The sequence below is a fragment of the Candidatus Zixiibacteriota bacterium genome (assembly GCA_022865345.1).
GTDB lineage: Bacteria > Zixibacteria > MSB-5A5 > MSB-5A5 > RBG-16-43-9 > RBG-16-43-9.
Window position 1 is genome coordinate 1 of record JALHSU010000152.1, and the last position, 17,174, is coordinate 17,174.

Annotated in this window: 13 protein-coding genes; 7 read left to right on the top strand and 6 right to left on the bottom strand. The window is 43.9% G+C overall.

The window, feature by feature from the left end:
• The 6 genes from MUP17_07135 to MUP17_07160 form a co-directional block, all read right to left on the bottom strand.
• On the bottom strand, positions 1-1,709 hold a 1,709-nt coding region (locus tag MUP17_07135; GenBank protein ID MCJ7458748.1), incomplete at its 3' end, for a phosphoenolpyruvate carboxykinase (GTP).
• Positions 1,710-1,809: 100 nt separating this feature from the next.
• Entirely contained in the window at positions 1,810-1,974 is a 165-nt protein-coding gene (locus MUP17_07140) for a rubredoxin (GenBank protein ID MCJ7458749.1), read from the bottom strand.
• Positions 1,975-2,192: 218 nt separating this feature from the next.
• Complete coding sequence (locus MUP17_07145; GenBank protein ID MCJ7458750.1) at positions 2,193-2,720, bottom strand: ferritin family protein; 528 nt, start codon at positions 2,718-2,720, stop codon at positions 2,193-2,195.
• A gap of 21 nt (positions 2,721-2,741) precedes the next feature.
• On the bottom strand, positions 2,742-3,728 hold the full coding sequence (locus tag MUP17_07150) for a SpoIIE family protein phosphatase (GenBank protein MCJ7458751.1): 987 nt from the start codon (positions 3,726-3,728) through the stop codon (positions 2,742-2,744).
• Between the two features lie 4 nt (positions 3,729-3,732).
• Positions 3,733-4,185, bottom strand: coding sequence for a ferritin family protein (locus MUP17_07155; protein MCJ7458752.1), 453 nt, complete (start codon positions 4,183-4,185; stop codon positions 3,733-3,735).
• Positions 4,186-4,196: 11 nt separating this feature from the next.
• Positions 4,197-4,934 (bottom strand): FAD-binding oxidoreductase, encoded by a 738-nt coding sequence (locus tag MUP17_07160; GenBank protein ID MCJ7458753.1) that lies wholly within the window; start codon positions 4,932-4,934, stop codon positions 4,197-4,199.
• Between the two features lie 452 nt (positions 4,935-5,386).
• On the opposite strand from MUP17_07160, the gene MUP17_07165 reads away from it, so the two are divergent.
• From MUP17_07165 to MUP17_07195, 7 genes are all read left to right on the top strand, one after another.
• Positions 5,387-6,256 carry a T9SS type A sorting domain-containing protein gene (locus tag MUP17_07165; GenBank protein ID MCJ7458754.1) on the top strand — a complete coding sequence of 290 codons (870 nt, stop codon included), beginning with the start codon at positions 5,387-5,389 and terminating at the stop codon, positions 6,254-6,256.
• A gap of 361 nt (positions 6,257-6,617) precedes the next feature.
• Complete coding sequence (locus MUP17_07170; GenBank protein MCJ7458755.1) at positions 6,618-7,442, top strand: hypothetical protein; 825 nt, start codon at positions 6,618-6,620, stop codon at positions 7,440-7,442.
• A gap of 39 nt (positions 7,443-7,481) precedes the next feature.
• The gene (locus tag MUP17_07175) at positions 7,482-7,784 is read left to right on the top strand and encodes a DUF4389 domain-containing protein (protein ID MCJ7458756.1); all 303 of its coding nucleotides are present in this window, start codon (positions 7,482-7,484) and stop codon (positions 7,782-7,784) included.
• A 747-nt stretch (positions 7,785-8,531) separates the two neighbouring features.
• The gene (locus tag MUP17_07180; GenBank protein MCJ7458757.1) at positions 8,532-10,841 is read left to right on the top strand and encodes a HEAT repeat domain-containing protein; all 2,310 of its coding nucleotides are present in this window, start codon (positions 8,532-8,534) and stop codon (positions 10,839-10,841) included.
• A gap of 25 nt (positions 10,842-10,866) precedes the next feature.
• Entirely contained in the window at positions 10,867-13,650 is a 2,784-nt protein-coding gene (locus tag MUP17_07185) for a hypothetical protein (GenBank protein MCJ7458758.1), read from the top strand.
• A gap of 145 nt (positions 13,651-13,795) precedes the next feature.
• The gene (locus MUP17_07190) at positions 13,796-14,851 is read left to right on the top strand and encodes a PQQ-binding-like beta-propeller repeat protein (GenBank protein MCJ7458759.1); all 1,056 of its coding nucleotides are present in this window, start codon (positions 13,796-13,798) and stop codon (positions 14,849-14,851) included.
• A 108-nt stretch (positions 14,852-14,959) separates the two neighbouring features.
• Entirely contained in the window at positions 14,960-17,173 is a 2,214-nt protein-coding gene (locus MUP17_07195) for a HEAT repeat domain-containing protein (GenBank protein ID MCJ7458760.1), read from the top strand.
• The last annotated feature ends 1 nt before the right edge of the window (position 17,174 follow it).

Genomic DNA, 17,174 nt, shown 5'->3' on the forward strand with positions numbered 1-17,174 from the left:
GTGAATTGCTTGTCATAGGCTTCTCTGGAATAGTCTTTTTTGAGCACTTCCTTAAACAGCCGTTTGAGGTCCTCATATTTCGGCACAAGTCCAGTCGGAGTCTTTATGGCTGATACTTCGTTATGCGATCTCAGTTCCATCCATTTATACCAGACTCTTTTGTCGGTTTTTTCGTTCAGGAAGTTTCCGTCCTTATCCTTCAAAAAATAGTTGACTGAAAAAATAAGGGGTGCTTTTTTCAAGCCTTTGGCAAAGTCGAGATTTGACTGGATATATCTGCCCACTGGTATGGACAGGAAGTCCAGGTTGGACATAGGATTGAATGCCCTGATTCCTTCTTTTCCTAAAGTTGCAGCAGTGGTTTCTGATTCTAAAGAAGCACCTCTGGTGATAATGCCATGCTGCCAGTCAAACGACTCTTCGACCGGCACGCAGGTGTCAGAGTCTCTTCCTCCGTATACGATCCCGCCTACAGCCACACCTTTCGGGTCGTTGAGCTTGGGGTCGAGATTGTCCAGGGTATCCAGGGACAGAGTGAACCGGGCATTAGGGTGAGAACATTTTATTTCCTTTCCTTCTGCATCCTTTTTGCCGGTCCACCATTCGCCTGAATGGTTATGACCTTTTGGCGGGACTTCACCATCTTTGCCGATCCAGTGCACACTTTTATCCGGAGTGACCAGGACATTGGAGAAGATTACTTCACCCGGATTGGTGAGAGCTTTCCACTGGCTGGGGTCGTCTTTGGAATTTACCCCCATAATGATGCCGAACATTCCTTTTTCAACATTCACTGCCCGGACTTCGCCATCTTTTTTCCTGAGATAAGCGATGTCGTCTCCCACTATGGTTTCTCCCTCCAGCATAGCAGTAGAAGTCTTGCCACAAAGTGATGGGAAGGCACCCAGGAAATAAGTTACCCGGTTTTTTGGACCATGAACGCCCATAACTAACATGTGCTCAGTCATCCAGCCTTCGTTTGAGCCTTTATTAATTGCCAGTCTCATTGCCAGCTTCTTTAAACCGATGGTATTGCCACCATATTGAGTATTAGTGCTGTAGACAATATCCTCCGCTAAGTCGATGAATATTCTACGCTTATCAAGATTCTTGCAAGTTTTCCTTTCATCTAATTCACCCTGGGAGTGAACGAATTTGAAGAAGCGGGCTTTGGCACCCTGCCTGACAAATTCAGCATAACCTGGTCTGTAAAGCAGGGATTCACTGTGAGCTACATAAGCGGAATCGGTCAACTGAACTGCTGGAAGAGAGAATTCGGAGTTGGTCGGTCCCAGGCAGAAGAAAAGGACGTAAAGCTCCTTTCCAGTCATAATCCCTTTGAGAACTTCATTGATATCTTTTAGACCGGCATCGCGGTCACGGGTTTCAATCGCCTCTCCCAGGTTCACTTCTTTTGGAACTAAAATCCCGGTATTCTTCTTATCTCTTCCCTGGTCATAGTAGTTGTCAAAATGAATCGTGTGACCTTTCATTGCGAGCTTGCTTTCTTCGCCATTTTTTAGGGATGTTTCGCGGATGTAGTTGATATCGGCTGGAGTATCCGCGCATACAAAAACCTTATCCGGATTACATAATTCGACATACTTCTGGATGAATTCGAAAAGCTCGGGATTATTTATCTTCAAAAGCTTTTCGTACCCATCACCACTCAACCTCTTATTCAGAACCCCGGTTGCTTTAGCACTCATTAATTGATCCTCCTGTTAAGTTTTATGTTTGGTAGAGCCGTGAATAATGATTTTCTATGGAACCACAGGGATTGGTTTCAAGCAAAAAGCCTGACCAGACCTATCCGGTCAGTTTCTCGAACTGGTCTTTTTCTGCCCCGCATTCCGGGCAGAGCCATTCTTCCGGCAATTGCTCAAATGATGTGCCGGGGCTGATGCCGTTATCCGGATCACCCAGAGCAGGGTCATAAATATAACCGCAGATTATGCATTGCCATTTGTCCATATTTTCCTCTATTTTTTGTAGTTCATCGGGTAGCTTGCGCAACCCGACCTACCTTTTCTATATTTGTAGTTGCCCAATTTATTGGGCTTATTTCTAACTTTTGCCTGATAAATCAGGCAACTACGATTTAAGATGGAAGGCTGAAGCCTTCCGCTACTGCTCAATGAATCGAGCAACTACTGTATCGTCGAGCTTGATAAATCAAGCAACTACGGGAATTAATCCTCCATAAAGCCTGAGGTGTCCAGGCTGAACCAGTAAAACCCGTCTTCGATCATCTGCAGCTCGGACATCAATATCTGATAATGCTTATCCTCCTCAGAAGCCAGGGATTCGTACATCTTTTTCCCCTGCTGGTCACTGGCCTGGGATGCAGCTCGCATATATGAATTATAGGCTTCTCTTTCCGCCTCTAAGGCAAGATGCAGAGCCTCTTTGGCTGACGCCTGGTCATTAATTGTTATTTTGATTTTTTTGATCTTCTGAGGGTCAAAGCTGAACTTCTGACCACCTGATTCCTTAAGGTATCTCTCCTCCAAAAGAGCCCGGTGTCTTTTCTCATCCAGGGATAAAAATCTGAATCTTTCCTGTCCACTCGGATTCTGAATGGTCTCACTCAAATTCTTATAGAAGTCAAAGGCTGACTGTTCATTGTAGATACCGATTCCCAGGGCATCTAATGCATTGACATCCACAGGGAGCTTTTCAGATACCTCTTGAAAATTCTTTTTCTCTTTCTTTTTCATCGGTCCTGCCTTTCCTTGGTACTATTTCATTCTGGCGATAACCAGAGTTAGCTCATCGGTCAGGGGTCTATCTCTGGTAAATTCCTTTATCGATTTCAAAACATCCTGGATGATCTGGTCAGGTTTAAGCTGGAAATTATCCTGAACGGTCCTTATAAGTCTTTTTTCCTCATAGAATTCTTCTTGAGGATTAAAAGGCTCCACTACTCCGTCAGTATACAAAATCAAAATGTCATCTGGTTCAACTGACATATAGCTGTCCCGATATTCCTTAGACTGGACCAATCCCATTACCAGATCGGTATCGAGCAGGACCTTTACCTCTTTTCCCTGGCTGGTGATGAGGATGGGAGGTGGATGGCCGGCTGAGGAATAAGTTATCTTTTTCTCCTCAGAGTTATAAATTGCGTAAAAAAGCTCCACGAAACTTTCGACGTCCTGACAGTCCTTCCAGATCTCTTTTCCCAGACGGGTAAGCATGGCAGCAGGGGAGAGGATAGACTGGTCTTTAGACCAGACATCTCTCAGGCTCTCAAATTTATCCCTGATTTTTGCTTTAAGAGTGGTCTGTTCCAGTCCATGCCCCATTATGTCATAAAGCAAAAAGGACAGGTGATCGATGTTTTTATCCGGATCAGGGGTAATCAGGGTTTCAAAATAATCTCCGCCCAAAAATTCTGTGGGCAAAGAGACGCTGGCGATTTCAATTTCAGGGATAGTTCTTACTTTTCTGAAAGGAATCACATCCGGGATAAAATAGGAGACCTCTTCTTTTTTCAGATAGACCCTTCCGGATTCCCCTTTGTGGAGCATCCGCTTGACGGTCCTATATTCCTGAGTCAGGATATCCCGATGTTTTTTCTCCTCCCGTGCCAATTGCAGAAGAAGAGATTTGGTCTCCGGGAAAGGGGAGCTTTCGCTGGATTTATAATAAAAATCATAGGCGCTTATCTCCCTTTGAATGGCACCTATCAAAATATCTAAGATTATATCTTTTTTCTCAGGCATAAATTTAATTTTCCGTCAAAACTCTCTGGTCGTATTCGGTCTCCAGTTTAAGTTTATGTTTTGATTCCTCCTGGGATAGAACCAGAAATATCTTCTTCAGCTCCGGCTCTTCTGCTCCTCTGGATAAATCCTGGTATAATCTGACAGAATTCTCCTCCCGTTTGATCGCCAGGAGCAGAGCCTCCTGATAACTCATCTCCGGACAGTAGTCTTCATCCTGAATATAGTCACCTATTTTCAGGTCCGGCACCTTTTTCAAGCGGTAACGGGTGACATCCTCTTTTTTCAGATTTTCTAAATTTTTTTTGTGCTTCTGCTCTTCAACCTGCAGATCTTTGAACATCTGCCTTGCCCCTTCACTGCTGGCTAAGTTAGCGTAAGTTCCATAAAGGGTAGCAGCTTCAACCTCTTTTCTTATGGCGAAGAGGATGATTTCTTCAAAAGCTTTCTGGTCCATATTTTCCTCACTTAAAATAAATCAACAAAAACTCCATCTGGATCTAACAGTTTTTTTATTCTACGATTGAGATTAACTTTGGAATTGTTTCCTTCCTTTCTTTCAGGGAAGGAGGGGCTTAAGAATTTCAAATCCTCAAACTCTTTTTTTCGGTTCAGTGGAAATACTCTTAAAGAGACAGAAGTAATTATCCCCAGAGTCCCCCAGGAACCGACCAGGAGTCTGGTGGTATCGTATCCGGTAACGCTCTTGAAAACCTCAACTCCGGTCTTTAAAATCTCTCCTGAGGAGTTCACTATCTCTAAAGCCAGGACCAGCTCTTTGGTGTGAACTTCTTTGCCAGAAACGTTTCCTGAAAGTCCCACAGCTACGGAACCCCCTACAGATTCAGTGGAGTTGTCCAGAGATAAGGGGTAAAAAAGATTATGCGGCGAAAGATGAGAATTCAGCTCCTTCAGATCCAGACCAGGCTCAACTACCACATAAAGGTCCTGCGGAACGATCTTTTTTATCCGGGAAAACCGGCTCATTTTCAGAAAGAGGGTCTCGCTCTCTGAAAATTTGGAAAGGTCGGTCCTGGACTCATTTCCAAGTGGCAGGATTTTGAATTTTTCCTGTGAAGCCAGCTTGACCAGTTCAGGTATTGAACCTGCCTGCTCGGGCTGGGCATAGGTTTTACTTCCTTCTGCTCTGACCGCCTGGTTGCCCAGTATCCTCTTTATCGCTTCGATTGTCTTATCTTTTAACATATGCCCAGTTTAATTTTTTTCAAATATAGTCTGAGGATAAGTAAAAGTCAAGAATTTAACCAGGATGTGTGTTACATAAATCAGATGGAGCTTATCCAGATTTTGGCGAGGGAGACGCATTCAATGCGTTTCTACACAAGAGCCACATTCTTGCAGATTTTCTCACAGGAATATATCTTAGGTTGCACCAGAAAAAGTCATCAAGAAAAGGAGGTCCCTTTTCCGATAATAAAAAAGACTTGACATAATCAGGAGGTAAGCTATCTTATTAGTTGGATATATTTAGTGATTGATTTGATAGGGGCTGTCAAAAATCCTTGTAGTTGCTAAATGAAAGACAGGTTGTTAACGAGTTTGGGAAAAGATGAGGTTATTTTTTAATTTTTCTGCAACACTTTCGAGTATTCTGGCGGGTCGATTTTGCAGTTAAACTTTAAGAAAGGAGGAAAAAAATGAAAAGACTCGCATTAGTAATTCTCCTGATTTTAACCACCTGGGTGCTGGTCTGGGCTTATTCTAATAACCCGCCCAACCGCAGAACAGGAGCGCCAGGGGAAAACCTTTGCTCAGGCTGTCATAACACCTATGCTGAAAACTCAGGAGATGGAACCTTGAGCATATCGGGCTTTCCGGCAAACTATGACCCTCTGGCTACTTATCCCATTACGGTAACCCTTTCTGATCCCGGGCAGAGCAGATGGGGTTTTGAAGTGGCGGTCAAGGATTCGAACAACGCTCAGGCCGGAACCCTGACCGTCACTGATGCGACGAACACGATCTCCGGTCTTTCAAGCGGCATCACATACATTAAGCAGACTTCAGCCGGTACCTATGCTGGAACAGCCAATGGACCTGTTAGCTGGAATTTGAGCTGGACAGCGCCGGCAGCAGGCAGAGGGAAGGTATACTTTTATGTATCCGGGGTTGCGGCTGACAACTCTTCTGACGATGCTGGAGATTATGGGTATCACATAAGTCAGGAGGTCCCTGAAAAAACAACCGGAGTCTCAGATAATGATGCTGTGCATGGTTCAGCCAGACCTGGCAGATTTGACCTGCATCAGAATTACCCTAATCCGTTCAATTTAGCCACCTCCATAGGTTACACTCTAAAGACAGAGGGATGGGTAAACTTGACCATCTACAATATTCTAGGACAGAAAATCAGAACCTTAATCAACCAAAAAGAGCCAGCAGGGAACTATTCGGTTCAATGGGATAGCAGGGATGAGAAGGGAAGAGTTGTGGCTGGCGGAGTTTACTTCTATGTACTCAAAGCAGGTGACTTCACCTCTTCCAAAAGGATGGTTCTGCTGAAATAGTATCACATAATTCACTGCTGATAAAGTGGATTAAGCAGATATAGGAAGCGGATTTATCAGTCTCAAGGTCAAAATTGATCTAATTATATTAATCTGCTGTTAGACGCTTGTAGGGGCGTATTGCAATACGCCCCTACAAAAAACTCTTAAGAAAAAAAGTGGAGTCACTAAACGCAGTCAATGCTTCCTTCTGCATCCTTTAGGGCTTCCCGTAATGACAAATAGAGACGCATTCAATGCGTCTCTACGTGTTTTCTATCTCTCCCTGTCTCCCTATTTAATGAGATCTCTGTAATTTTTTATTTTGGCTTTTGGGTTCAAATGCGTATATTTATATGGACTTTGATGACGGATGAGATTTATGTTTAGAATCAGTTTGAAGCTCTTGCTCCTTTCAGGGTTTATTTTTCTTTTGTCCTTTTCTTTGACCTGCAAGAAGCCGGATACTCCGAGTTACACAGATGTGGATGCGATAAAGGATTATATTAACTACAATCCGGATATCTTCCTGGCGGATGTGTTTGATACCCTAAGAGTTGCTCCCTTCTTCAGGGAGATAACTAATAAGGATTACTGGATAGGAATAGTCTTTCACAATCCTGATTCAATTAACTTTCTAAAATCTGCAGACGTGAGCTGGGAGGATAGCATTCAAGGAGTCTTTCATACCTTCATCTCTGGAAAAGAATATCTCAAGAACTTTAAAGCCTTTTCCAGGGTCAAGGCTTATTTTGAGCAGTGGGGGAATTCAGGCGACCTTTACCGTGGCTGGCTGCTGATAAAAATTTCTAATGTTCAGATTTACTCCCCTTTAACATCAGTTGGATTCGGGAATCTTCAGTTCGATACTTCAGGCGCCAGTAACAATCTCAGCCTGAGTGGTCTTTTTGAGCTGAAGAACGTTCTACAGTTGAGAAAATCGACCAGCGTTACATTCACAATTGAGCCCCTGTATGCCACCGACAGATATTATCTACATATCTATGAAGGTGGAGCCTGGAAAAAAATACCTTTTACCCAAGGGACAGGAAACGATTTTTCTGCAAGCTGGACCACGGGCTTTAGTACCCAGGACCTTAACGTCTATAAGCATGCTTATATAGATGGCTTAAGCTCTAAGACCGTCGACGATACCTTATCCAGGTACAATTCAAACGCCTGGGGGATTATCTACAAAATCAAATAGCCGAGATTTACAAAAAAACCTTTAAGCAGGAGGGTGAAGATGCCTGAGTATCCGGTCAAGTATGACGTGCCCTATCCAGAGAAATCCAATCCCTGGCTGGTTCTGGCGCGTCTCTTTTTTGGGTGGCTTTACATCGGGATTCCCCACGGGATTTACATGGGGCTGTACGGTATAGTGGCATTCTTTGTAATCATCTATGCCGGGTTAGTGATCATTTTTACCGGTAATTACCCCAAAAATTCGTTCGACTATATCGTCAGATACCAGAGGTACATTAACAGGGTCCAGGCTTACTGGCTCTGTATGGTGGATAAATATCCGCCGTTCAGCGGCTGGGAGTAGCTAACTTACACTGGAGTGTAAAGCTTTAGCCTTACCTGATGGGTCAGGAGCGCAGGGCTCCTGACACGTCCCAAAAATCAAGTACCGTCGGGTCGGGGGACCCGACGGACACATAAAGGGCGAACACGCAGGTTCGCCCCTACAGACCTCTTTGCTCTCAGGCGGATGTTATCATCCGCCTTTGTGTTTCCGCTGGATGATAACATCCAGCGGGAGCAAGAATGATACCATTGGGTGGCATCCACAAACTTGTTTGTGGATGAAATTAATATAGGTAGCAGATCAACAGTGGAGTCAGGAGCCTAAGGCTCCTGACCTACGGCTCTACATTAGACCTCACCCTTTACATCTCCTTACATGGAGAGGTAAAATGATCGACCCACATTGAGGGCAATGTGGGTCTACCGGTTTCAATGTTAGATGCCATCGGTTTAATCCGCGCAGGGATAATGTCACCATCCGGCTGTGTTTCCGCTAGGTGATAACATCCAGGGGACGCAAGGTTCGTCAACCTGTACGACATTTTCTTCGTTGGTGAGGACACCAACGAAGTGCTAAATTAAATTCCCGTCGGGTCAGGGGACCCGACGGTCACATATTATAGTTTTCCATTACCCCTCTCCTTGGCCCTTTACCTTACAAAGTAAGACAAGTCTTGAAAAATGGTTCTGGTTGCACTATTATTATCAATAAAGAGTTATACTTTAGTGTCGATTAATTGATATAGAGCTCATATCGGGTGCACCTATGGATACTAAGATGACCAGGGGTCATTCAAACTTGACCCTGCTTAAGGAATTAAATTCGACTATCAAGAGGTTAAGCATTTATCCGGCAGACCATCCTGCGGTAAAACTCGTTTTAAAAGAGACCTCCGAATTGTTCCAGGAGTTTTTCAAGACTAAAACCGAAATCGTCTTAGGCAAAGTCGAAAACAAATTAGTCTTAGAAGGGGAGACTTTGGATGCTAATCTGATCTCCGAAAAGGTCTGGAACACACTTGAAAAACAGAAGATCAAAAGCATAAGTTTCTTAAAATGGTTGAGCCAGGAAGAGCTGAGGAGTTTCCTGGAATTTTTCCTGAAAAAAGAGGAGGAGGATTTATCGGCTTATCTTCAGAAAAATAAAATCACTCACCTCAGATTAAACCAACTTCATTATGAGGTAGTATCAGACGATGAGAAGGTGGTCAAGGCTGAGCTCATGGATAAACTGCAGTTGAAAGGCGAGCTTTCCAGAGTGATAAGGGAACACCCGGAGCTTTTGAAAGATATCCTTTTAGGAAAACTCATACAGAAAGAAAAACTGCAAATGTTATATAAAGAGACTGCTCTTCCCTCTAGCCAGGAGGATGAAGGCAAGGGTTCTGGCTCAAGTGGTTCCGGAGGAGGAGGATGGGGTGAGGGTGGGGGAGAGGGAATTGGGGTAGGTATAGATTTAAAGAAAACTCTGGAAGACCTCAAGGCGGAGATCTATAGCCTGTCAGATGATGAGATTCTTGCCCTCCTGACCTACCAGCTAAAGCAGAGTTTTCAGAATATGCCTCAAAACAAAGAAAGCTCAGATGAAGCTCTTCAGATGGTCAAAAAGGCCCTGGAGAAAAGAGATAAAAGAAAGCTCCTGCCCCAGCTTAAAGAGTTGCTTTCCAGTTACGGGATAATCGATGAGAGATATTTTGACCTGTTGATCAATGAATTGTATCAGAAAGAAGAGGAGATTGTCTTCTCTGCCCTGCAGTTCCTGGAAGAGCTGGAGAAAAACAGGATAGAGAAGAAAAATTTAGAGGAAAAGATAAAAGGTATCCTGCATTCGCCAGATGAAAAGCTGAAAAAGAAGATAATCGATACCCTTATAGAGAAGCTGGATTCCAAAGATAACTCGCTCAGGCAGGATTCAATTGCGGTTTTGAAAAAGATGATCGAGCTTTCCAGCTCCGAAGAAAAAGAAGAGGATTTCGTATATATAAAGGATAAATTACTGGGAATGCCAGAAGATACTCTGGCATCTTTTAGGTTCTATCAGGGATATTTTGAGCTTTTGCCTTTGCTCTTTTCCAATTTAGCTAAAAAAGGAAACTTACAGGGACTAAGCAGGTTTTTATCTAAGATAAGACAGAACAATAAAGATAAAGAGGAACTTCCCGAACTGGGGAAATTGAAAACGGATTTTGTAACAGAGATTTCCACCGAGCAAAATCTGAATCTTCTGCTCAAGCCAGCAATAGCTGATTTCAATACCCAGAGAGGGAAAGAGTTAGAAGAGATATTAGAAAACTTAGAAAAAAGAAAAGTTGCCCAGAAGCTTCTGGAGATCTTCACAGTAGAGCAGAGAAACGTTCGCCTGTGGGCGCTCAGGGTCTTGAGCACTATGGGAGAAGATTCAATCGAAACCATTTCGCTCTTTTTTACCAGTGAGGACGACTTTAAAAAAAGAAAAGACCAGGGTATTCTGGCAGATGAATCCTGGTACAGGATAAGAAATATGCTGTTTGTCCTGGGGAATATCGAAAGCCAAAAAGCAGTTGACCTTTTATGGGATTTCAAAAACAGTCCTGACCCCAGGGTCAGGCTTGAAGTTTTAAAGGCTCTGGAGAAAAAGAAAGGGGAGAAGGTAAATCAGATTTTAGCAGAGCTGCTGAAGGATAAAGAGGAAGAGGTTCACAAAAAAGCACTCAATCTGATCAGCGCATCCGGTGAGAAAGAGTTCATCCCTGCTTTGAAGGATGCTTTTTTCAAAGGGCATCTGGACAGAAAGAAACTGTTTGCCGCTATGGTGAAGATAGGAGAAGAAGATTGCCGGGATTTCGCGCTCAGACTGATAGTGGAGGAAAGCCTTTTTTCAGGGAACATTCCCAAAAAGGAAAAAGAAGAGTTACAGTTGACTGCTTTGAATCTGTTAGAGAATAACCTAGATGAAAAAATTTTTAGAGCTTTGGAGAGTCATCTGCGGAAAAGGAGAAAGGGGCTTTTAGGGATATTACACCGGGATGACGTCAGCGGGAGAATCGCAAAAATCCTGTCCTTAAGAGATAAGGAAATCAACGCTTCCAGACTTTGAAAGATCAATAGTTTTTAAGACCTAAATGAGAAAATATTTTTTTCTGCTCATATCTATTTTCTTGATTTATTTCCCCTCCCAGGGATTTTCTCAATATTATTTCGGGCAGAATAAAGTTCAATACTCCAGCTTCGAGTGGGAGGTTTTGACCACCGAGCATTTCCAGGTCTACTTTTATCTGGAGGAAAAAGAGATCGCCGAGATAGCGGCAAAAATAGCTGAGGATAGCTATGTTTACCTGCAGGACAAGTTCAATTTTCACATCTCCCGCAAGATACCCTTGATCATCTACAGCTCGCCCAACTATTTTGAACAGACCAACGTTATTCCCAGCCTCCTGCCTGAGAACGTGGCGGGTTTCACCGAGTTCTTCAAGGGACGGATGGTTATCCCGTTTAACGGCTCTTACTCTTCTTTCAAGCACACCATCCGGCACGAGCTGGTGCACGTTTTCTCCTATGAGAAGATCTACTCAGTGATGAAACTGCACCGGAGGTATAATTATACCGAGCCTCCCTTATGGTTCCAGGAAGGGTTAGCCGAACACTGGTCAGAAGGGATGGATTCCGAGGCGGAGATGATAATCAAGGATTTCGTCATCTCCGGAAACCTGGTGAAGATCGAGGACATCGGCGAAATATCCGGCTCTTATCTGATGTACAAGGAAGGGGAATCTTTTTTAGGTTTTTTAGCTGAGGAATACGGAGACGACCGGCTTTCCCTTCTGTTCGAGAACTACTGGGAAGGTGGAGGTTTTTCAGAAGTGGTTGAGCTGACCTTCAAGAAAAACTTAAAGGAGTTAGGGGAGGAATGGTATTACCACCTGAAGAAGAATTATTACCCTCAGATTTCCTCCGGCGACCTGCCCAGCCGTTCAGCCAGGAAACTGACTCTGGATGGATTCAACGTCAAACCGGCTTTAGTTCCATACCGGTTCAAAGATAAAACCGAAGACTGGATAGTATTCAAATCGAATAAATTAGGATATTCCAATTTATCCCTGATGTCCCCCCGGGGGGAAAAGGAGAAGCTCTTCACCCTGGTTAAGGCGGAAAGGTCTCCCCAGTTCGAATCGCTTCACCTTTTAGAAAGCAGAATCGGAGGCTCAGAGGATAGCAGGATAGCCTTTGTTTCCAAAAGCAAAGAAAAAGATTGGTTGTATGTTTATGACCTGAAAAAGATGAAGATCACCCTGCGCAAAAGTTTTGACTCCCTGATAAGCTTATCCTCTCCCTCCTGGTCAGAAGATAACGACAAGATAGTTATGACCGGTGTGGATAAAAGAGGATATACTGACCTTTATATCTATTACCTTCTGTCTGACTCCCTTGTCCGGCTGACTGAGGATATCTATCATGAAAAGGACCCGGTCTGGTCCAGAGATGGTCAAACCATAGTCTTCTCCTCGGACCGGACATTGTGGGGAGAGGAGGGTTTTCAGAACCTTTTTTCTTATGACCTCTCAAAAAACGAGATCAGCCAGCTTACCTTTGCCAAAGCGCACGATATAAATCCTGCTTTTTCCCCGGATGGCAAGACGCTTTATTTCGCATCCGATCGAGCAGGGGGATTTGACCTGTATTCTCTGGATTCAAGCGGGGTAAAACAGTTGACCCATTTTTTAACCGGAGCTTTTGACCCGGCAATAGACCGGAAAAACGGGGAGATATATTTCTCCGGTTTTCAGGACTATAATTTCCAGATCTACAAGCTGCCGCTGACCGATTCGCTGAATGGTCCGGCAAAGGTGGAAAAGGATACTACTGCATCCAGATGGGTTCCGGCCAAAATCTCCGGAGAGTATTCCAAAGGGGTGGCTAGATACAGGAACAATTATTCGTTCGACATTGCCCAGTCCGCCATAGCTTATGATGCGGTCTACGGAACAGTCGGAGGTTTGCAGGTAGCTCTGACCGACATGCTGGGTAACCACCAGTATTATTTCCTTCTGACCAATACTGCCCAGACCAAGTCCGAGTTTTTGTCCAGCTTCAATTTCGGGGTAACTTATCTGAACCGCACCCGCAGGCTTAATTACGGATTCGGATTCTATCATCTGTACGATGAGTATTATGACGATTTCTACGGTTTCTTCAAGGAAAGACAATCCGGAGGACTTTTCCTGGCCAATTATCCTTTTTCCAGGTTTCAGCGCGTGGAGGCAAGCTTCTTTTTAAGACAGTCGGATAGAGACTATTCTGTCCTGGGCAGGAAAAGGAACGTGCTTCTTTCCACCAATTACCTTTCTCTGATCAAGGATACCAGTCTGTGGGACCTGACCGGTCCTATAGACGGGACCAGGTTTAATCTGACTTTCGGACTCACTCTCGCCTGGAACCAGTTGCAGGCTTACAACCGGCTGGCACTGGCTGATTTTCGAAAGTACTTCCGTCTGAGCAGGAACAGTTGTTATGCTGTCAGGTTGATGGGTTTTACCTCGTCCGGAGTTGAGCCTCAGAGATTGTACTTAGGGGGAAGCTGGAGCCTTAGAGGTTATGACCGCAAAGCTTTTTATGGCAGGAATCTTGTTTTGATAAGCAATGAACTGCGCTTTCCTCTGATAAATAACCTGATAATCGGATTTCCTTTTGGGCGGATCGGATTTCAGGCTATCCGGGGTGCGCTGTTTTTTGATGCTGGAAATGCCTGGGAAGACCATTTTGATCAACTATATGGAAGCTTTGGAACCGGTTTCAGGATCAGCTTAGGATATGTGGTGGTCTTGAGATTTGATTTCTCCAAGAAGACAGACTTCAAGACAATTTCCAGGGAAACAGTGTTTGACTTTTTCTTCGGGTGGAATTTTTAAAAAAGGGAATAGGGTGAAATTAAATTCTCGTCAAAAAGCTTTCAATAGAGTAGGGGCACGGCGCGCCGTGCCCCTACCACCTCTACAGATTATTAAAGGAACAGTCATTGCTATCATCCTTCTGACTTCAAGCTGTGCCTCGAGTTTGAAATTTCCTCACACCGATTTCGAGGAGAAAGATTCGGACTGGAGAGGCTTCAACGACCTCAGACATACTCGAAATGTCAGCAGCTTTAATTTAAACTCACCGGTAAAGCTTCTCTGGAAGAAAAAAGTCGGCCCGAGCTACTCCACTCCCCTGATTCTCCGGAAGATGATTGTCCTGGGAACTCTGGATGAGAAGATAATATATTTAGAGCTTGATTCGGGAAAGAAATTAGGTTCCCTGGGTCTTTCTTCTCCTCTTTCCCTGACACCCGTAATTAAAGACAGTATCCTTTATTCTCCAGGTGGAAAAGATGAAGACTTTTTTGCCCTGAACCTGAAAAACGGGAAACCGATCTGGAGGAAGAAATTAAGAGATGTAAGCTCATCACCGATAACAGTGGAGGGAGAGCTTTTCGTAGGCACCAGGAGGGGGTTGCTTTTCAGTTTAAAAAATCTGAACGGAGAGGAGCTCTGGCAGTTTAAGGCTGGGGATTTCATTTATTCCACTCCAGTTTTTGCAGGCGAAACTCTTTATTTCGGCTCAGGAGATGGTAAAATCTACTCTTTAGATATGAAAACCGGAAAACCATTTTGGGGTTATAAAACAGAAGGGTCAATTTACGCCTCCCCCTGTATCACGGATAAAGCTCTTTTTCTCGGCTCTGCAGATGGTTTTTTTTACGCAATCGATCGGTTTTCAGGCGAGCTTCTCTGGAAGTATAAAACCGAAGGAAGCATCCATTCATCCGCTTCTCAGGATAATGGTGCTATCTTTTTTGGCTCGAATGATGGCTATCTATACGCTCTCTCTTTCGAAAAAGGAGAACTCCTCTGGAGGTTCAAGACCGATGGCCCGATTCAGTCTACTCCATTAGTTATCCGGGATAAAGTTTTCTTCGGGTCTTTAGATGGATATTTTTACGAATTGAATAGCTCCAGCGGCGAGCTGGTGTTTAAATATAAAACCGGGGGGATGATCTTTGCCTCACCGTCTTTTTCTGAAGGGAAAATTCTCATCCCCTCTACTAACGGGTATCTTTACTGTTTCTGGTAAGAACAGAGAGACGCATTCGATGCGTCTCTACAGCACTCTGTGGATTGTTTAGTTACAAAGGGACGCATGCTATGCGTCGCTACATCGCTATAACCGGGAATAACGAAGATGTTGTCCAATCACTTGCTACTCAAAAAAGAAGACCTGGAGCTTGACTTAAGGGAATTAGGAAAAGAGATTTTAAGAGAGCTTTTCCTGGGCTCACGCCGCCTCACTCTGTATACCAGGGAGCATCAGTCCGAGAATGAGGTGACCAAAAAGCCGTTTAACTGGCTTAAGAAACTTTTCCGGATGAGGAGCTATTTCGATTTCCATCTTTACCAGGGTAAGTTATACACTATGGGTATACCCCAGAAAGAAGAGGTATTCATCCGAAGCTTAAAATCAGAGCTTTCCAGATTCTCTCTGGGAAGCGTTTTCATCTATAGCCAGGTCAGTCCGGATGAGCTGGTGATTTTCTTGAGAAGGATGACTGAGAAACTACCGCCCCTTCCCAGACACCTGGATATGCAAAGGTTTCTTGAAGAAAAGAAGGTCAACTCCATCCGGATAAAGAGAGCAGAGAAGGAGGACCCTTTCATAGATGAAAATATTTCGCTGATAGAGAAATGTGATGATTTCGAGGCCGGGACTTTAGCCCGGCTCTCTCTGCGTGAAGTCCCTGGCGTGATGCTGGATATGCTGTTGAAGAAAATCCGGAAAGATATTGATTTGGAAGGGAGAGTAAAATTAGACTTTAAATTTAAAGTCTTTCAATCCGTTCTTCTGGAAGAATTCTCCAGATTACCCCAGGAAAAGGTAAAGGAGCTTTTAGAGTGGGAGTTTGAGAAAAAAAACTGGGAAGAGGTTTCGAAGGATGAAGTTTATTTAAACGGGGTAAAAAATCTAGTTAAAGCTTTTATTCACCACCCGGAAAGAGATTACCTTTTTAACCGGTTAAGGGAGATCTTCGTCCGGAATGGTGCTCCGGATAACTTCTTAGAAAAGGCTTTAGACGAAAGCGCGCTTCTTAAAATCAAAACCTTAAAGGATTCCGAATCGTTACTGGAGAGGCTTGCCCGCGGGGAATTCGATGTTCAGGAGATGGAGAATTTAAAAAATCTTCTGGTCAGGCTCATTAATTTAAACCAAGCCGAACTCTTAAAAAAGACATTTAAAAAGCTTTTGAACAATCTTTTTTCGGATCAGGAAAAGATGAGGAACAACTCTCTGTCCGGGCTAAAGATTTTAGCCGATCTGTCATTGGAACATTCCAGGGAGCTCTTTGATTCACTGGTGCAGGAACTGCTCCTGCTCAGGGAGCGGACTAACGTTCAATCCGTAGAGTTTTTAGAATATTTTGCAGAAAAGGCGATAACTAACAGGGAATACCAGATTTTTAGCCTGATTTTCCAGGGACTCAAGGTCGATAATGAAAAGAACAGCTCGCAGGAAAAAGTGGAATGGTTTAAGAACCTGGTGCAAAAACTCTCCAGAGATGAGATAGTCCGGCAACTGGCTGTAGAGATAAGGAGAAAAAGGAAAGAGGTCTGGGATAAAGTTGGCGACTCTTTAGCTCTTATAGGAGGGGAAAAGGTTTTCAAGGAACTGGAGGATCTTCTAATTGATCCGGATAGAACGATAAGGATGATGGTCTTAAAGATTGCCGGAAAAACAGGGGAAGAGGGTGCAATTTATTTTACCAGGGTACTCAGGGATGAGTCTAACTTCCAGAGGGATCAATCCGGGAATTTGACTCTGGATAGCTGGTTCAAAATAAGGAATACCCTGTATATTCTGGCAGACCTCAAAAGCGAAAAAGCCCTTGAGGAGTTGAGAAAAAGACTGAATGACCCAGACCATAAGGTGCGAAAAGCTGTTATACAGACCCTGGAAAAAATCGGCGGTAAAAAAAGCCAGGAACTCATTCTGACGTTAGCTCAGGATGAGGATAAGGAGATAAAAAATTTAGCCCTGATGGCTCTGGTATCCTGCGGCTCTGAAGATTCGATTGATAAATTGGAAGAGCTTTTCTACGAGGATAAAGAGGAGGCGATCCCGATTCTGCAGGCTATCAGTAACATCGGAGGTGAGAAAGCCTTTAACTTTTTGATGGAAGTAGTTGACCGGGATAAGATTTTCGAGTGGGGGATTCTCAGTAAGAATAAAGACCAGGAAATCAAATTAGAGGCAATCAAAGCCCTGAAGAAAAGCAACGATTTCGAATCCCTGGAGCAGATGGAAAGGCTCAAGGAAAAGTACGTGCGAATGAGAGCCCTGTTCGATAAATCCAGCCGGCTGAATGAGTCTTTGAAAAAGGTACTGGAGAGGATATACAAATAAA

Bases quoted from the DNA above. Each gene is read 5' to 3' on its own strand.
- MUP17_07140 (MCJ7458749.1), bottom strand. From the start codon at position 1,974: ATGGACAAATGGCAATGCATAATCTGCGGTTATATTTATGACCCTGCT.
- MUP17_07145 (MCJ7458750.1), bottom strand. From the start codon at position 2,720: ATGAAAAAGAAAGAGAAAAAGAATTTTCAAGAGGTATCTGAAAAGCTC.
- MUP17_07150 (MCJ7458751.1), bottom strand. From the start codon at position 3,728: ATGCCTGAGAAAAAAGATATAATCTTAGATATTTTGATAGGTGCCATT.
- MUP17_07155 (MCJ7458752.1), bottom strand. From the start codon at position 4,185: ATGGACCAGAAAGCTTTTGAAGAAATCATCCTCTTCGCCATAAGAAAA.
- MUP17_07160 (MCJ7458753.1), bottom strand. From the start codon at position 4,934: ATGTTAAAAGATAAGACAATCGAAGCGATAAAGAGGATACTGGGCAAC.
- MUP17_07165 (MCJ7458754.1), top strand. From the start codon at position 5,387: ATGAAAAGACTCGCATTAGTAATTCTCCTGATTTTAACCACCTGGGTG.
- MUP17_07170 (MCJ7458755.1), top strand. From the start codon at position 6,618: ATGTTTAGAATCAGTTTGAAGCTCTTGCTCCTTTCAGGGTTTATTTTT.
- MUP17_07175 (MCJ7458756.1), top strand. From the start codon at position 7,482: ATGCCTGAGTATCCGGTCAAGTATGACGTGCCCTATCCAGAGAAATCC.
- MUP17_07180 (MCJ7458757.1), top strand. From the start codon at position 8,532: ATGGATACTAAGATGACCAGGGGTCATTCAAACTTGACCCTGCTTAAG.
- MUP17_07185 (MCJ7458758.1), top strand. From the start codon at position 10,867: ATGAGAAAATATTTTTTTCTGCTCATATCTATTTTCTTGATTTATTTC.
- MUP17_07195 (MCJ7458760.1), top strand. From the start codon at position 14,960: ATGTTGTCCAATCACTTGCTACTCAAAAAAGAAGACCTGGAGCTTGAC.